Source organism: Reyranella soli (assembly GCF_007992495.1).
In the GTDB taxonomy this organism is placed as follows: Bacteria; Pseudomonadota; Alphaproteobacteria; order Reyranellales; family Reyranellaceae; genus Reyranella; species Reyranella soli.
In genome coordinates, this window is sequence record NZ_BKAJ01000211.1 from 1 (window position 1) to 15,422 (window position 15,422).

The following is a 15,422-nucleotide window of genomic DNA, read 5'->3' on the forward strand; positions in this document are numbered from 1 at the left end:
ATAGCGGTGGCTCGAAAGCCGACCCACTATCCATAGGGCTATCGTGTAGGACCTCATCGATGCTGGAAAACCAGTGGCTCGTCGACCGCTGGTCGGCGTGAATTTCGCTGGATTTCGCTAGATCCGCAAACACCGGCGAAGCCATTGAATCCTCGGGCTTTTTGAATTTCGCTAGTTTCGCTGGCCGTTATCACTCAGCCGGACAGAACCGCCCCTCGGGCGGCTTCGCTCGGAACGACGATGCATAGAGCAGAGCCGCCGGGAGGCGAGCGCAGGCTTAATATAACTTAGGTTATCTTATTGGTCAACTCCGGTGATAGTTTTTGCGAGCCGTGGAGCGCCACGAATGGCGGGTCGAACCGGCGACCACGCCATTCGTCGTGTCGCTGGGCCCGGATGCCAGCAATTCTTTCAAAGCCGACATCATGGCGATCCTGAATGAGCGGCCGAGGCCTATGTTCCGTCGCCCGGCCGGAGCGAAGCTCGCATAAGGTTTGGATTTGGCGATATCTTTGGATCCCGACCAGCCGGCCAGCCGATGAGTTTGGTGGTTTGGATAGGAGTGCAGGCCGGATCTCATCGGCAGAGCACGATGCCACGCCATGCATTCATCTTGGGCGGAACGGGGCAAATCGGCCGAGCGGTCGCAGGCGAGCTTATTGAGCAGGGCTGGCGCGTCACCGTTGCGCATCGTGGCAGCCGTCCGCTACCAAGCAGTCTCTCCGAGCGCGGTGTGGAAGTTGTCTTCTTGGACCGCGAAAAGCCCGGCCAATTGGCCGAGGCTGTGCGCTCAGGCGCCGACGCGTTGATCGACACGGTAGCCTTCGGGCTGGACCATACTCGCCAGCTGCTCGAAGTGCAGGATAGCGTCGGGTCGTTCGTTGTCATCTCATCATCAAGCGTGTATCGGGATGCCCTCGGCAAAACCCTGGATGAAGCCAGGCAGAATGGTTTCCCGGATCTACCCATGCCGATTCCGGAGACACAGCCCACGGTCGATCCCGGTACCGCGACCTACTCGACGCGGAAGGTCGCCGTCGAACGCGCGTTGCTTGATCATGCCACAACGCCAGTTACAGTCCTTCGCCCCGGCGCAATCCATGGGCCCGGTTCTCAGCTTCCGAGGGAATGGTGGTTCGTTAAACGTATCCTCGACGGTCGCAAGGCCATACCGCTTGCCTATCGGGGCAGGAGCCGATTCCACACAACTTCTGTCGCCAACATTGCCGCGCTGACGCGTGTCGTCATCGAAGCGCCAGCAAGTCGGGTCCTGAATATTGCCGATCCTTCGGCCCCCAGCGTGGCCAACATCGCGGCAGTCATCTCACAACTCATGGGCTACGCGGGACATTTCGTCGAAGTGCCGGGGGACGCCTATCCGCCGGTCCTCGGTCGGACACCCTGGTCTGTGCCACGCCCCTTTGTCCTCGATATGAAGGCGGCTGAGGGACTGGGCTATGCTCCTGCCACGACATATGCCGAGGCTGTTAAGTCGACTTGCGACTGGCTGGTCAAAACAGCGTCCGACGGGGATTGGCGAGAGAGGTTTCCCGGCATCGCGCGTTCCCCGGAGCTGTTTGACTATCGTACTGAAGATCGCCTTCTGGCTGCCAGGACATGACCGCTTCGGGTCCATTGTCCGGCCTAGATGCAGCCCTACCCTGGAGGCGAGCGGTGTGTTCGAAGCGTTACACCACCGGCCCTAACTTTCCCGCACCCAGTGACCATCGTTTACGCCGCGCCGCCGGCGCGCTAAAGGCGACGCCATGCTGAACCACGCGACCGGTTACACCTCGGCTTGCAAGCCGCCTTTCGGGGCGGGAGCCGTCGCGCGCGTGGTCATTTGATCTGAAGCCGACCTCCCCAGCCCCGCCGTTCATGGCGCGGGGGCTGATCGACCGGTCCCGCTCCTGCGGCAACGCAAGCGAGACCTGACATGACGATCTTCGAGAAGCCCCTTCCGCCGCCGCCGGTCCTGGAGACAGAGCGGCTGATCCTGCGCCCACTCGTGCCGGTGGACGCCCCGGTCATCCAGCGCCGCTTCCCGCGCTGGGACATCGTGCGCTATCTCAATCCGCGCGTGCCTTGGCCCTATCCCGACGACGGTGCCATCCGCTTCATCGAGATCTGCCAGGGCGAGATGGCGCGCGGCGAGAAGCACCACTGGTCGATCCGCCTGAAGGACGGGCCGGACGAGCTGGTCGGCAGCATCAACCTCTGGCCCGACGACGGGCAGAGCCGCGACATGCGCGGCTTCTGGCTCGATCCCGAGTTCCAGGGGCGAGGGCTGATGACCGAAGCCGCCGACCGGGTGACCGACTACGCCTTCCGCGAACTCGACTGGCCCCACCTCTGGGTCAGCAACGACGACCGCAACCTCGCCTCCGCGCGGGTGAAGGAAAGGCAGGGCGCCCGCCTGGTCGCCTTCGAGCCGTTCCGCTCTGTCAGCGGGGATGGCCGCCGCATGGTCTGGCTGATCGAAAGGGAGGCGTGGCTGGAGCGCTCCACCGAAGCATCTGCGCGCCCCAACATCGCGGCCCACAAAGCAAAGCGCAGTGAGCGATGACGGACTTCCTTCTCGCTTATTTCCGTTCCGGATGTGCCCACAGTAGCAGAGCTCGTCATGCAGCCACTGTCAGACGAGGGCAAGCAGCGGGCCTGCTTGCGATCTTGCGCGAGTATATGGGAGGCGAGCGAACGTCTACCTGAGGGCGCGAGCGACCGCGAAGACCAGCGCGACGAGGCCCAGGGAGACGCCGACGAACCAAGCCTGCATCTGAAACGTCGTCGGCATCTGAGCAATCTTGCCCTTGATCTCGGCGACGCCCTTGATCAGGCCCCTCACGTCGATGCCGATCTCGGATGTCCTGGCTTCGAGGGCCTTCACGCGAATGTCGAGGTCCGGCGGCATGCCACCATTATTCCCGCCATCCGGACCGCCACGCAACAAACGAGGGGTTGTGCTCCGGATGCGGCGCGGCATCTCTTCGGGTTTGTCGGTCATTCTTCTCCCGCCTGCAGCGGCCCAAAGAAAAAGGCCGTCCCCTGGATGGAGACGGCCTTTCGGTTCGAAGCGTTACAGCCGATCAGTCGTCGGCAGCGTGTTCCTGCTCCAGCGTCGGGACCGGCTGGTCCTCGCCGTCGTTGCCGGCGGCCAGGATGGCGCGGTCGCGCTGGGCGGCGATCGCCTTCAGGCGGTTCACGACTCCGCCGGTACCCGCCGGGATCAGGCGGCCGACGATGACGTTCTCCTTGAGGCCCTGCAGCGTGTCGACGCGGCCGGACACGGCCGCCTCGGTGAGCACGCGCGTGGTCTCCTGGAAGGACGCCGCCGAGATGAACGACTTGGTCTGCAAGCTGGCCTTGGTGATGCCGAGCAGCACCGGGTCGGCCTTGGCAGCCTTCATCTTCTCGGCCACGAGCTTGGCGTTCTCCGCGTCGAACTCCTGCTTGTCGACCTGCTCGCCGATCAGGAAGGTCGACTCGCCCGGATCGGTGATCTCGACCTTCTGCAGCATCTGACGAGCGATCGTCTCGATGTGCTTGTCGTTGATCTTCACGCCCTGCAGTCGATAGACCTCCTGGATCTCGTTGACCAGGTACTCAGCCAGCTTCTCGATGCCCAGCACGCGCAGGATGTCGTGCGGCACCGGGTTGCCGTCGATCAAGAGATCGCCGCGCTCGACATAGTCGCCTTCCTGCACGGCGATGCGCTTGCCCTTCGGGATCAGGTACTCGACCGGCTCCGCACCCTCGCCTTCCGGCACGATCAGGATGCGGCGCTTGCTCTTGTAGTCCTTGCCGAACTCGATGCGGCCCGCGATGTCGCAGATGATCGCGAAGTCCTTGGGCTTGCGCGCCTCGAACAGCTCGGCCACGCGCGGCAGACCGCCCGTGATGTCGCGGTTCTTGCCGCCCTCGCGCGGGATACGCGCCAGGATGTCGCCGGCATGGACCTCCTGGCCGTTCTCGACCGAGAGGACCGAGTCGATCGACAGCAGGTACCGAGCCTCCTGGCCGTTGGCCAGCATGATCGGGTTGCCGTCGGCATCGTGGATGGCGATGCGCGGACGCAGGTCGCCGCCGCGCGGCTGGCCCTTCCAGTCGACGACCACGCGGTTGGAGATGCCAGTCGAGTCGTCGATCACCTCGCGCATCGACACGCCCTCGACCAGGTCGACGTAGACGGCCTTGCCGGCCTTCTCCGTGATGATCGGCAGGGTGTACGGGTCCCATTCGGCCAGCTTCTGGCCCTTGGTCACCGGCGTGTCGTTGTCGACCAGCAGGCGCGCGCCGTAGGGCACGCGATGCTTGGCGCGCTCGCGCTGGGCGCCGTCGATCAGCACCAGCTCGGTGTTGCGGCCCATGACGACCGGCACGCCGGCGCTGTTGACCACGACGTTGCGGTTGCGCACCTGGACGTGGCCATCGTGGCTCGCCTCGATGTTCGACTGCTCGGCGCCGCGCTGGGCGGCGCCGCCGATGTGGAAGGTGCGCATGGTGAGCTGGGTGCCCGGCTCGCCGATCGACTGGGCGGCGATGACGCCGACCGCCTCGCCGATGTTGACCTTCGTGCCGCGCGCCAGGTCACGGCCGTAGCACTTGCCGCAGACGCCGGTCTTGGTGTCGCAGGTCAGCACCGAGCGGATGCGCATCTCCTCGATGCCCGCCTTCTCGATCAGCTCGACCCCGACCTCGTCGATCAGCTCGCCGGCCTTGCACAGCACGGTGCCGTTCAGCGGGTCGACGACGTCGTCGAGCGCCACGCGGCCGAGGACCCGCTCGGAGAGCGGCTCGATCACGTCGCCGCCATCGACCACCGCACGCATGGTGAGGCCGTTGGTGGTGCCGCAATCCTCCTCGAAGATGATGCAGTCCTGGGCCACGTCGACCAGGCGCCGCGTCAGGTAGCCCGAATTGGCGGTCTTGAGCGCGGTGTCGGCCAGACCCTTGCGGGCGCCGTGGGTGGAGTTGAAGTACTCCAGAACCGACAGGCCTTCCTTGAAGTTCGAGATGATCGGCGTCTCGATGATTTCGCCCGAGGGCTTGGTCATCAGGCCGCGCATGCCGGCGAGCTGCTTCATCTGCGTGGTCGATCCGCGCGCACCGGAGTGCGCCATCATCCACACCGAATTCACCGGCTTGTTGGCGACGGGCGTCGAAATGCCCTTCATCATCTCCTCGGCCACGCGATCGGAGCAGCGCGACCAGGCATCGACGACCTTGTTGTACTTTTCACCCGAGGTGATCAGGCCGTCCTGGTACTGCTGCTCGTACTCCTTGACCTCCTTCGTGGTTTGGCTGACCAGCTTCACCTTGGCGGCCGGGATGACGAGGTCATCCTTGCCGAAGGAAATGCCGGCGCGGCAGGCGTGATAGAAGCCCAAGCCCATCAGGCGGTCGGCGAAGATCACCGTCTCCTTCTGGCCGCAGTGGCGGTAGACCGAGTCGATGACGTTCTGCAGGTCCTTCTTCGTCAGAAGACGGTTGATCAGCGAGAACGGCAGGTTGGGATGCTTGGGCAGGATCTGCGCCAGCAGGATGCGGCCCGGCGTGGTCTCGACCACACGGCTGGCCAGCACGCCCTTGTCGTCATAGACCTCGAGGCGGCCCTTGATCTTGGCGTGCATGGAGAGCGTGCGCGAATGCAGCGCATGCTCGAGCTCGCCGATGTCGGAGAACAACGAGCCTTCGCCCGGCTCGCCCTCGCGCTCGAGCGTGATGTAGTAGATGCCGAGCACGATGTCCTGGCTGGGCACGATGATCGGCTTGCCGCTCGCCGGGCTCAGGATGTTGTTGGTCGACATCATGAGCACGCGGGCCTCGAGCTGGGCTTCCAGCGACAGCGGCACGTGGACCGCCATCTGGTCGCCGTCGAAGTCGGCGTTGAAGGCCGTGCAGACCAGCGGATGCAGCTGGATCGCCTTGCCTTCGATCAGCACCGGCTCGAACGCCTGGATGCCCAGGCGATGCAGCGTCGGGGCGCGGTTCAGGAGCACCGGATGCTCGCGGATCACCTCTTCGAGGATGTCCCACACCTCCGGCCGCTCCTTCTCGACCATGCGCTTGGCGGCCTTGATGGTGTTGGCCATGCCGTAGGCCTGGAGCCGCGAGTAGATGAACGGCTTGAACAGCTCGAGCGCCATCTTCTTGGGCAGGCCGCACTGCTGCAGCTTGAGCTCCGGACCGACCACGATGACCGAACGGCCCGAGTAGTCGACGCGCTTGCCGAGCAGGTTCTGGCGGAAGCGGCCCTGCTTGCCCTTCAGCATGTCGCTGAGCGACTTCAGCGGACGCTTGTTGGCGCCGGTGATGACGCGGCCGCGGCGGCCGTTGTCGAACAGGGCGTCGACCGACTCCTGCAGCATGCGCTTCTCGTTGCGCACGATGATGTCGGGCGCGCGCAGCTCGATCAGGCGCTTCAGGCGGTTGTTGCGGTTGATGACGCGGCGATAGAGGTCGTTCAGGTCCGACGTCGCGAAGCGGCCGCCGTCGAGCGGCACCAGCGGACGCAGCTCGGGCGGGATCACCGGCACCAGCTCGAGGATCATCCACTCGGGACGAGCGCCCGACTCGATGAAGTTCTCGCAGAGCTTGAGCCGCTTCACGAGCTTCTTGCGCTTGGCCTCCGACGTCGTCTCGCGCAGCTCCTCGCGCAGCCGCGGGCGCTCCTCGTTGAGGTCGATCGCCGACAGCATGGCGCGGATCGCCTCGGCGCCGATGTCGGCGCGGAAGGCGTCGTCACCGTACTCGTCGAGGGCGTTGAGGTACTGCTCCTCGTTCAGGAGCTCGCGGTACTTGAGCGGCGTCAGGCCGGGCTCGGTGACCACGTAGTTCTCGAAGTAGAGGATGCGCTCGAGATCGCGCAGCGTCATGTCGAGCAGCAGGCCGATGCGGGACGGCAGCGACTTCAGGAACCAGATGTGCGCCACCGGCGAGGCGAGCTCGATGTGGCCCATGCGCTCGCGACGCACCTTGGTGAGCGTCACCTCGACGCCGCACTTCTCGCAGGTGATGCCGCGGAACTTCATGCGCTTGTACTTGCCGCACAGGCACTCGTAGTCCTTGATCGGTCCGAAGATGCGGGCGCAGAACAGGCCGTCACGCTCGGGCTTGAACGTGCGGTAGTTGATGGTCTCCGGCTTCTTGATCTCGCCGTGGCTCCAGGCGCGGATGCGGTCGGGGCTGGCGATCGAGATACGAATCTCGTCGAAGGTCGGGGTGCCCTGCGGCTGGCCCAGTACGTTGATGAGGTCGGTCATCTTTGTGTCCTACGGTTCGTTGGACGAATTCGCGAATAGAGAGTTCAGCCGGCGTCCTTCTCAGGACGCCTGCTGATTGAGTTCGACGTTGAGGCCCAAGGAGCGCAGCTCCTTGACCAGCACGTTGAAGGATTCGGGGATGCCCGCCTCGAAGGTGTCGTCGCCACGCACGATGGCCTCGTAGACCTTGGTGCGGCCGGCCACGTCGTCCGACTTGACGGTGAGGATCTCCTGCAGGGTGTAGGCGGCGCCATACGCCTCGAGCGCCCACACCTCCATCTCGCCGAAGCGCTGGCCGCCGAACTGGGCCTTGCCGCCCAGCGGCTGCTGGGTGACCAGGCTGTAGGGGCCGATCGACCGGGCGTGGATCTTGTCGTCCACCAAGTGATGCAGCTTCAGCATGTAGATGTAGCCCACGGTGACCTTGCGGTCGAAGGGCTCGCCGGTCCGGCCGTCGACCAGGGTCACCTGGCCCGACTTGTCGAGACCGGCCATCTCCAGCATGCCGACGATGTCACTCTCGTGCGCGCCGTCGAACACCGGCGAGGCGAAGGGAACGCCGTGGCTCAGGTTCTTGGCGAGCTCGATGGTCTGCTCGTCGTCGAGATCCTGGATCTCGGCCTTGAAGGCCTTCTCGCCATAGACCTCGCGCAGGTGCTTCTTGACCTGGGCGACCGACGCCTCGCGGGCGCCGTTCACCATCTCGCCGATCTTCTTGCCGAGACCGGCGGCGGCCCATCCGAGATGGGTCTCCAGGATCTGCCCGACGTTCATGCGCGAGGGCACGCCCAGCGGGTTCAGCACGATGTCGACCGGCTGGCCCTCCTCGAGGTACGGCATGTCCTCGAGCGGCATGATGCGCGAGATCACGCCCTTGTTGCCGTGACGGCCGGCCATCTTGTCTCCCGGCTGCAGCTTGCGCTTGGTGGCGACGAAGACCTTGACCATCTTCATCACGCCCGGCGGCAGCTCGTCGCCGCGCTGCAGCTTGTCGACCTTGCTGTCGAAGCGGTCCTGCAGGCGCTTCATCGATTCGTCGAACTGCTTATTCAACGCCTCGATCTCGCTCTGCTTCTTGTCGGTCTTGACGGCGATCTGGCGCCACTGGCCAGGGGTGTACTCGCCCAGCACCTTGTCGGTGATGCGCGTGCCCGGCTTCAGGCCCTTCAGCCCGCCGGCCACCGTCTGGTTCATCAGCATTTCCTGGATCTGGCTGTAGAAGCTGCGCTCCAGGATGGCCTTTTCGTCGTCGCGGTCCTTGGCCAGACGCTCGATCTCGTCACGCTCGATGGCGAGCGCGCGCTCGTCCTTGTCGACGCCGCGGCGGTTGAACACGCGGACCTCGACGACCGTGCCCTCGACGCCCGGCGGCACCTTCAGCGAGGTGTCGCGCACGTCGGCCGCCTTCTCGCCGAAGATGGCGCGCAGCAGCTTCTCTTCCGGGGTCATCGGGCTCTCGCCCTTCGGCGTCACCTTGCCGACCAGGATGTCGCCCGCCTTCACCTCGGCACCGATATAGACGATGCCCGCCTCGTCGAGGTTCTTCAGAGCCTCTTCGCCGACGTTGGGGATGTCGCGGGAGATTTCCTCCTGGCCGAGCTTGGTGTCGCGGGCCATGACCTCGAACTCCTCGATGTGGATCGAGGTGAAGACGTCATCGCGCACGATGCGCTCGGAAAGCAGGATCGAGTCCTCGAAGTTGTAGCCATTCCACGGCATGAAGGCGACGAGCACGTTGCGGCCGAGCGCCAGCTCGCCGTCACGCGTCGACGGACCGTCGGCCACGATGTCGCCCTTCTTCACCTGGTCGCCGACCTTCACGAGCGGCTTCTGGGTGATGCAGGTGCTCTGGTTCGAGCGCTGGAACTTCAGCAGGTTGTAGATGTCGACCGCCGGGCGGTTCGGACCCACATCCTCCGTGGCGCGCACGACGATACGCATGGCGTCGACCTGGTCGACGATGCCGGTGCGGCGCGCGGCGATCGCCACGCCCGAGTCGCGTGCCACCACCTCTTCCATGCCGGTGCCGACCAGCGGCGATTCGGCCTGGATCAGCGGCACGGCCTGACGCTGCATGTTCGAGCCCATCAGCGCGCGGTTGGCGTCGTCGTTCTCGAGGAACGGGATCAGCGCCGCGGCGACCGACACGATCTGCTTGGGCGACACGTCGACGAAGTCGATCGTGTCGGGACGGCCGAGGATGTACTCGCCGCCCTTGCGGCACTGCACCAGCTCGGACACGAACTTGCCGCGCGCGTCGATCTCGGCGTTGGCCTGGGCCACCGTGTAGCGGCCCTCTTCCATCGCCGACAGGTAGACGACCTCGTCGGTGACGCGGCCGCCGGCGACCTTGCGGTACGGGCTCTCGATGAAGCCGTACTGGTTCACGCGCGCGTAGGTGGCGAGCGAGTTGATCAGGCCGATGTTCGGGCCTTCCGGCGTCTCGATCGGGCAGATGCGGCCATAGTGCGTCGGATGCACGTCGCGCACCTCGAAGCCGGCGCGCTCGCGCGTGAGACCGCCCGGTCCCAGGGCCGAGAGGCGACGCTTGTGCGTCACTTCCGACAACGGGTTGGTCTGGTCCATGAACTGGCTGAGCTGGCTCGAACCGAAGAACTCGCGCACCGCCGCCGCCGCCGGCTTGGCGTTGATCAGGTCGTGCGGCATCACGGTGTCGATGTCGATCGAGCTCATGCGCTCGCGGATCGCGCGCTCCATGCGCAGCAGGCCGACGCGATACTGGTTCTCCATCAACTCGCCGACCGAGCGGACGCGACGGTTGCCGAGATGATCGATGTCGTCGATCTCGCCCCGGCCGTCCTTGAGGCCGTGCAGCACCTTGACCACGGCGAGGATGTCCTCGCGACGCAGCGTGCGCTGGCTGTCGGGCACACCCTGGAACTCCAGGCGCATGTTCATCTTCACGCGGCCGACCGGCGAGAGGTCGTAACGGTCGATGTCGAACAGCAGGCCCTGGAACAGGGTCTCGGCCTGCTCCAGCGTCGGCGGCTCGCCCGGACGCATGACGCGGTAGATGTCGAGCAGCGCCTCTTCACGGTTGGAGTTCTTGTCGGCCGCCAGGGTGTTGCGGATGTACGGCCCGACATTGACGTGATCGATGGCGAGCGTCGGCAGGATGTCGATCTCGTTCTCATCGAACAGGTCGAGCACCGCCTGGGTGATCTCCTGGCCGGCCTCGACGTAGATCTCGCCCGTCTTCTCGTTGATGACGTCGACCGCGGCGTAGCGGCCGATCAACTCCTCCACAGAGACGCGGATTTCCTTGATGCCCTGCTCCTTGAGGCGGTTGAGCAGGCGCGGCGTCATCTTGGCACCGGCATCGGCCACGGCCTTGCCGGTTTTGCCGTTCACCAGGTCGTGCGTCAGCTTCACGCCGCGCATCGAATCGGCGTCGAACGGCGTGTTCCAGCCGTCCTTCTCGCGCTTGTAGACGACCTGGCCGTAGAACGCCGCCAGGATCTCCTCCGGCGACATGCCCTGGGCCTCGGTCGGATCGAGCGTCTGGCCCTTGGCGATGGCGGCGGCGCGCTTCTTGGCGGTCGCGTCGTTGTCGAGCGCGAGCAGCAGCGTCGTCACCGGGATCTTGCGGCGGCGGTCGATGCGGACGTGGATCAGGTCCTTGGCGTCGAACTCGAAGTCGAGCCACGAGCCGCGGTAGGGAATGATACGGGCGGCGAACAGGTACTTGCCCGACGAATGGGTCTTGCCCTTGTCGTGGTCGAAGAAGACGCCCGGCGAGCGGTGCATCTGGCTCACGATCACGCGCTCGGTGCCGTTGACGATGAAGGTGCCGTTGTCGGTCATGAGCGGCATGTCGCCCATGTAGACGTCCTGCTCCTTGATATCGCGGATCGAGCGCGAGCCGGCTTCCTCGTCGATGTCCCACACCACGAGCTGCAAGGTGACCTTGAGCGGAGCGGCGTAGGTGATGCCTCGCTGCTGGCACTCCTCGACGTCGTACTTGGGCTCCTCGAACTCGTACTTCACGAATTCCAGGCTGGCGCGCTCGGCGAAGTCCTTGATCGGGAACACGCCGCGGAAGACTTCCTGGAGGCCGCTCTGCGTGCGCTTGGCCGCCGTGATGTTGCGCTGTAGGAAGTTCTCGTACGAGCTCTTCTGGACCTCGATGAGGTTGGGCATCGGCGCCACAGATTCGATGTGGCCGAAGAAACGACGAATCCGTTTGCGCGTATTGAAGGCCGTGGCCATCCTGCGTCCTCGAAGGTTCAAGGGCGGTAGAAAACACCCGCTGCTTTCTCGGAGCTCCCGGCCCGCCAGCCGTTCGCCCCATCCGTCGCAGAGGGCCACTTGTCGGAGCGGACCGATTTTGGGGGGTCCGCTCAGATAAGGGGCCGTCTTGAATATTCAAGCCGTGGTTGACTAACCGTCCTAAGTCTCTGTTCGCTTACTCACTCTCCTCATCCTCCTCTCCCCCTTGGGGGAGAGGTTGGGTGAAGGGGGTACACAGCACCCCGTCTCACCCCCTCACCTAGCCTCTCCCCCAAGGGGGAGAGGAACATGAGTGCTTCGAAACCGAAGCGAACGCCTCGATCGAACTACTTGAGTTCGACCTTGGCGCCCTCGGCCTCGAGCTTGGCCTTGAGCTTCTCGGCGTCGGCCTTCGGCACGCCTTCCTTGACCGCCTTGGGGGCGCCCTCGACCAGGTCCTTGGCCTCCTTGAGGCCGAGACCGGTGATCTCGCGCACCGCCTTGATGACGTTGATCTTCTTGTCGCCAGCAGCAGCCAGCACGACAGAGAACTCGTCCTTGACCTCGGCGGCCGGGGCAGCGGCGGCGCCCGCAGCAGCGGCGACCGCGACCGGAGCGGCGGCGCTGACGCCCCACTTCTCCTCAAGCAGCTTGCTGAGCTGAGCGGCCTCGAGGACCGTCAGGGCCGAGAGCTCCTCGACCAGCTTTTCCAGATTAGCCATTAGTCTTCTCCTGATATCCCGAACTTCGTTGAAACGGTTGTCGATACGTGAGGCTTACGCCGCCTTCGCACCGTCTTCCTTGGCTCCGTACGCTCCGAACACACGAGCGAGCTGACCGGCCGGCGCCTGCAGAACGCCCGCGACCTTGGTCGCCGGGGCCTGCAGAAGACCGATGATCTTGCCGCGCAGAGCATCGAGGGACGGCAGCGAGGCGAGAGCCTGGACGCCAGCGACGTCCAGCGTGTTCTCACCCAGTGCACCGCCGACGATGCTGAGCTTCTCGTTGTCCTTGGCGAAGGCCGCGATGACCTTCGCCGCAGCGACGGGATCCTTGGAGTAGGCGATGGCAGTCGGGCCCGTGAACATGGGACCGAGCGCCTTGAAGGCCGTGCCCTCGAGGGCACGGAGCGTGAGCCGGTTCTTGGCGACCTTGTAGCTGGCACCGCCCGCCCGCACCTTGCGGCGCAGGTCCGTCACTTCCTGGACCGTGAGCCCGGACTGGCGGGTGACCACCATCAGACTCGCGTCCTTGAAGATCTGGTTCAGCTCGGCGATCGCTTCGGCCTTTTCCGAACGATTCACGGCTTTCTCCAATTGAGACCCGACCCGGGGGATCCGGGTCGGATCGGCTGCGTTACAGACTGCGCAGCCTCCGTTGGCGGGTTAGCGCGAACGGAGACCTCGCGGTCCGGTTCGCCTGCCCCGGAAGTTCGGGCGCGTGCGCGCACCCCGAAGAGTGCAGCGTCGATTCCCTTGCCCCCGTCTGCGCTGGCGGATTGCTCCTTTAGGCCTGCTCCCGAAAGAGCGAGGCACCGGCGGTCTCGGACAGGTGGAGTTCGAAACCTTGCGGTCTCTCCCTCCTTCACCGCAGACCCCTCAGCAAACCGAGACGTCCACGGCAAAACTCTAAAACTCTTTGGCCGCCGCTCAGGTGTTGAGAGCGGTGGCCGGGTCGAGCTTGACGCCCGGACCCATGGTCGAACTGATCGACACCTTCTTGATGAAGGTGCCCTTGGCGCCCGACGGCTTGGCGCGATTGATCGCGGTCACCAGCGCCTTGACGTTGGCAGCGATCGCCTCCTCGGAGAACGAGGCCTTGCCGACGCCTGCATGAACGATGCCAGCCTTCTCGGCGCGGAACTCGATCGAGCCCGCCTTGGCGGCCTTCACGGCGGCAGTGACGTCCTGCGTCACGGTGCCGAGCTTGGGGTTCGGCATCAGGCCGCGCGGGCCCAGCACCTTACCGAGACGGCCGACCACACCCATCATGTCCGGGGTGGCAATGCAGCGCTCGAAGTTCATCTCGCCGGCATTGATCTTCTCGGCGAGGTCCTCGGCGCCTACCACGTCGGCGCCGGCGGCCTTGGCCTCCTCGGCCTTCGGGCCGCGAGCGAACACCGCCACGCGCACCGACTTGCCGGTGCCGTTGGGCAGCTCGATCATGCCGCGCACCGCCTGGTCGGCGTGGCGCGGATCGATGCCGAGGTTCATGGCGACCTCGATGGTCTCGTCGAATTTCGCCTTGGCGTTGGCCTTGACGATCTTCACCGCCTCTTCGAGCGGATAGGTCTTGTTGCGGTCGACGGTCTCGACGGCGGCCTTGTAGCGCTTGCCCTGGCTCATGGCTTACTCCACCACCTGCAGGCCCATCGAGCGGGCCGAGCCCACCACCTGGGCCATCGCCGATTCCACCGAGTCGCAGTTGAGATCGGGCATCTTCTGCTTGGCGATCTCCTCGACCTGCGCCTTGGTCACCTTGCCGACGATCTGCGTGCCGACAGTCTTGGCGCCCGATTCGATGCCCGCGGCCTTCTTCAGGAAGTAGCTGACCGGCGGGGTCTTGGTGACGAAGGTGAAGCTGCGGTCCTGGAACACGGTGATGACCACCGGGATCGGCATGCCCGCTTCCATCTTCTGGGTGCGCGCGTTGAACTGCTTGCAGAATTCCATGATGTTGACGCCCTGCTGACCGAGCGCGGGCCCGATCGGCGGCGACGGATTTGCCTTGCCAGCCGGCACTTGCAGCTTGACGTAGGCCTGAATCTTTTTGGCCATGCCTGCCCCTCCTTGGAGCTGCGCGGTACGGCCATGGCCGGCCTCCCGCACCTATGTTAAGGCCAAGCCCTTGATCCAAAAGGATTTCCGGTCTTGGCCGCCGCATGAGAAAAGGCCGGCACATCGGCCAGCCCCTCAAGGGGGCGCGATCTACCAAATAAGTACGCGCCCCACAACCCCCTAGATCTGGGCTTTTTCAAGGAGTTATCCCACCCTGGGGAGTGCGCTCCGACTTTTCCGGATCGCGCGCATCCTGCACGCGGTCCGGAACGACCTAGATCTTCTCCACTTGGGCGTAGTCGAGCTCGACGGGGGTCGAGCGGCCGAAGATCGAGACCGCGACCTTCAGGCGGGCGCGCTCCTCGTCGACGTCCTCGACAGTGCCGTTGAAGGAGGCGAAGGGGCCGTCTGCCACCTTGACCTGCTCGCCGATCTCGAAGCTGACGGCGGGCTTGGGCCGCTCCACGCCCTCTTGGACCTGTTTCAGGATGCGGCTGGCTTCGGCGTCGGAGATCGGCACCGGCTTGCCTCGGCCACCGCCGCCCAGGAAGCCCGTGACCTTGGCGGTGTTCTTCACCAGATGCCAAGTCTCGTCGCTGAGATCCATCTTCACCAGGACGTAGCCCGGGAAGAACTTGCGCTCGGTCTGGACCTTGGCGCCACGGCGGACCTCGACGACCTCCTCGGTCGGCACGATCACCTCGGAAATCTCATCGCCCAGGCCCTTTTTCCCGGCCTGCTCACGGATCGACGAGGCGACCTTGTTCTCAAAGCCCGAATAGGCGTGAACGACGTACCAACGATGCGGCATTTCAGGAAACCCCGAGCAGCAGCTTCACGACGAAGCCGATGATCTTGTCCGCCACCAGGAAAAACAGCGCCGCGATCACGACGAAGATGAAGACCATGCTGGTGGTGATCATGGTCTCGCGCCGGGTCGGCCAGGTGACTTTCGCCACTTCGGCACGGACCTCGCGAACGAACTCGATGGGATTCTTGGTCATTCTCGCTGTTCTTCAGGCAATGGCAGGAGTGGAGGGACTCGAACCCCCGACCCTCGGTTTTGGAGACCGATGCTCTACCAACTGAGCTACACTCCTACGGGCCGCTGCCGGGTCTAACCCGCCAGCGGCCTTTTCTCTATAGCCTATTT

12 protein-coding genes and 1 tRNA gene are annotated in these 15,422 nt (G+C 64.8%); 2 read left to right on the forward strand and 11 right to left on the reverse strand.

The genetic code is table 11. The features are described 5' to 3' along the window. Positions 1-304 precede the first annotated feature (304 nt). Positions 305-691, reverse strand: a complete 387-nt coding sequence (locus RSO01_RS48005; protein WP_170303773.1) for a hypothetical protein — start codon at positions 689-691, stop codon at positions 305-307. Between RSO01_RS48005 and RSO01_RS42030 the strand changes: the two genes are divergently transcribed. Together RSO01_RS42030 and RSO01_RS42035 are read left to right on the forward strand one after the other, a co-directional pair. Next, positions 593-1,621 (forward strand): NAD-dependent epimerase/dehydratase family protein, encoded by a 1,029-nt coding sequence (locus tag RSO01_RS42030; protein WP_218037626.1) that lies wholly within the window; start codon positions 593-595, stop codon positions 1,619-1,621. The genes RSO01_RS48005 and RSO01_RS42030 overlap by 99 nt on opposite strands. Positions 1,622-1,936: 315 nt before the next feature. Next, positions 1,937-2,566 (forward strand): GNAT family N-acetyltransferase, encoded by a 630-nt coding sequence (locus RSO01_RS42035; RefSeq protein WP_147156583.1) that lies wholly within the window; start codon positions 1,937-1,939, stop codon positions 2,564-2,566. 135 nt (positions 2,567-2,701) lie between these two features. Here the strand turns inward: RSO01_RS42035 and RSO01_RS42040 are convergent, their stop codons facing one another. The 10 genes from RSO01_RS42040 to RSO01_RS42085 all read right to left on the reverse strand — a co-directional run bounded on the left by RSO01_RS42040 (position 2,702) and on the right by RSO01_RS42085 (position 15,369). Then, the gene (locus RSO01_RS42040; RefSeq protein WP_147156584.1) at positions 2,702-3,004 is read right to left on the reverse strand and encodes a hypothetical protein; all 303 of its coding nucleotides are present in this window, start codon (positions 3,002-3,004) and stop codon (positions 2,702-2,704) included. A gap of 82 nt (positions 3,005-3,086) precedes the next feature. Then, on the reverse strand, positions 3,087-7,262 hold the full coding sequence (rpoC, locus tag RSO01_RS42045; RefSeq protein ID WP_147156585.1) for a DNA-directed RNA polymerase subunit beta': 4,176 nt from the start codon (positions 7,260-7,262) through the stop codon (positions 3,087-3,089). Between the two features lie 60 nt (positions 7,263-7,322). After that, the gene (gene rpoB, locus RSO01_RS42050; RefSeq protein ID WP_147156586.1) at positions 7,323-11,492 is read right to left on the reverse strand and encodes a DNA-directed RNA polymerase subunit beta; all 4,170 of its coding nucleotides are present in this window, start codon (positions 11,490-11,492) and stop codon (positions 7,323-7,325) included. A 347-nt stretch (positions 11,493-11,839) separates the two neighbouring features. Then, entirely contained in the window at positions 11,840-12,214 is a 375-nt protein-coding gene (gene rplL / locus RSO01_RS42055) for a 50S ribosomal protein L7/L12 (RefSeq protein ID WP_147156587.1), read from the reverse strand. Between the two features lie 54 nt (positions 12,215-12,268). Beyond that, positions 12,269-12,796 carry a 50S ribosomal protein L10 gene (gene rplJ / locus RSO01_RS42060; protein ID WP_147156588.1) on the reverse strand — a complete coding sequence of 176 codons (528 nt, stop codon included), beginning with the start codon at positions 12,794-12,796 and terminating at the stop codon, positions 12,269-12,271. A gap of 345 nt (positions 12,797-13,141) precedes the next feature. Further along, positions 13,142-13,837: a 50S ribosomal protein L1 gene (rplA, locus tag RSO01_RS42065; protein ID WP_147156589.1), complete on the reverse strand. Its 696-nt coding sequence runs from the start codon at positions 13,835-13,837 to the stop codon at positions 13,142-13,144. A gap of 3 nt (positions 13,838-13,840) precedes the next feature. Next, positions 13,841-14,269, reverse strand: a complete 429-nt coding sequence (gene rplK, locus RSO01_RS42070; protein WP_147156590.1) for a 50S ribosomal protein L11 — start codon at positions 14,267-14,269, stop codon at positions 13,841-13,843. 274 nt (positions 14,270-14,543) lie between these two features. Next, positions 14,544-15,080 carry a transcription termination/antitermination protein NusG gene (nusG, locus tag RSO01_RS42075; RefSeq protein ID WP_147156591.1) on the reverse strand — a complete coding sequence of 179 codons (537 nt, stop codon included), beginning with the start codon at positions 15,078-15,080 and terminating at the stop codon, positions 14,544-14,546. A 1-nt stretch (position 15,081) separates the two neighbouring features. Next, a complete protein-coding gene (secE, locus tag RSO01_RS42080) occupies positions 15,082-15,273 on the reverse strand; it encodes a preprotein translocase subunit SecE (RefSeq protein WP_092831553.1) in 192 nt (63 codons plus the stop codon). 20 nt (positions 15,274-15,293) lie between these two features. Further along, a tRNA-Trp gene (locus RSO01_RS42085) sits at positions 15,294-15,369 on the reverse strand. Positions 15,370-15,422: the final 53 nt, after the last annotated feature.

Bases quoted from the DNA above. Each gene is read 5' to 3' on its own strand.
- RSO01_RS42030 (WP_218037626.1), top strand. From the start codon at position 593: ATGCCACGCCATGCATTCATCTTGGGCGGAACGGGGCAAATCGGCCGA.
- RSO01_RS48005 (WP_170303773.1), bottom strand. From the start codon at position 691: ATGCGCAACGGTGACGCGCCAGCCCTGCTCAATAAGCTCGCCTGCGAC.
- RSO01_RS42035 (WP_147156583.1), top strand. From the start codon at position 1,937: ATGACGATCTTCGAGAAGCCCCTTCCGCCGCCGCCGGTCCTGGAGACA.
- RSO01_RS42040 (WP_147156584.1), bottom strand. From the start codon at position 3,004: ATGACCGACAAACCCGAAGAGATGCCGCGCCGCATCCGGAGCACAACC.
- rpoC (WP_147156585.1), bottom strand. From the start codon at position 7,262: ATGACCGACCTCATCAACGTACTGGGCCAGCCGCAGGGCACCCCGACC.
- rpoB (WP_147156586.1), bottom strand. From the start codon at position 11,492: ATGGCCACGGCCTTCAATACGCGCAAACGGATTCGTCGTTTCTTCGGC.
- rplL (WP_147156587.1), bottom strand. From the start codon at position 12,214: ATGGCTAATCTGGAAAAGCTGGTCGAGGAGCTCTCGGCCCTGACGGTC.
- rplA (WP_147156589.1), bottom strand. From the start codon at position 13,837: ATGAGCCAGGGCAAGCGCTACAAGGCCGCCGTCGAGACCGTCGACCGC.
- rplK (WP_147156590.1), bottom strand. From the start codon at position 14,269: ATGGCCAAAAAGATTCAGGCCTACGTCAAGCTGCAAGTGCCGGCTGGC.
- nusG (WP_147156591.1), bottom strand. From the start codon at position 15,080: ATGCCGCATCGTTGGTACGTCGTTCACGCCTATTCGGGCTTTGAGAAC.
- secE (WP_092831553.1), bottom strand. From the start codon at position 15,273: ATGACCAAGAATCCCATCGAGTTCGTTCGCGAGGTCCGTGCCGAAGTG.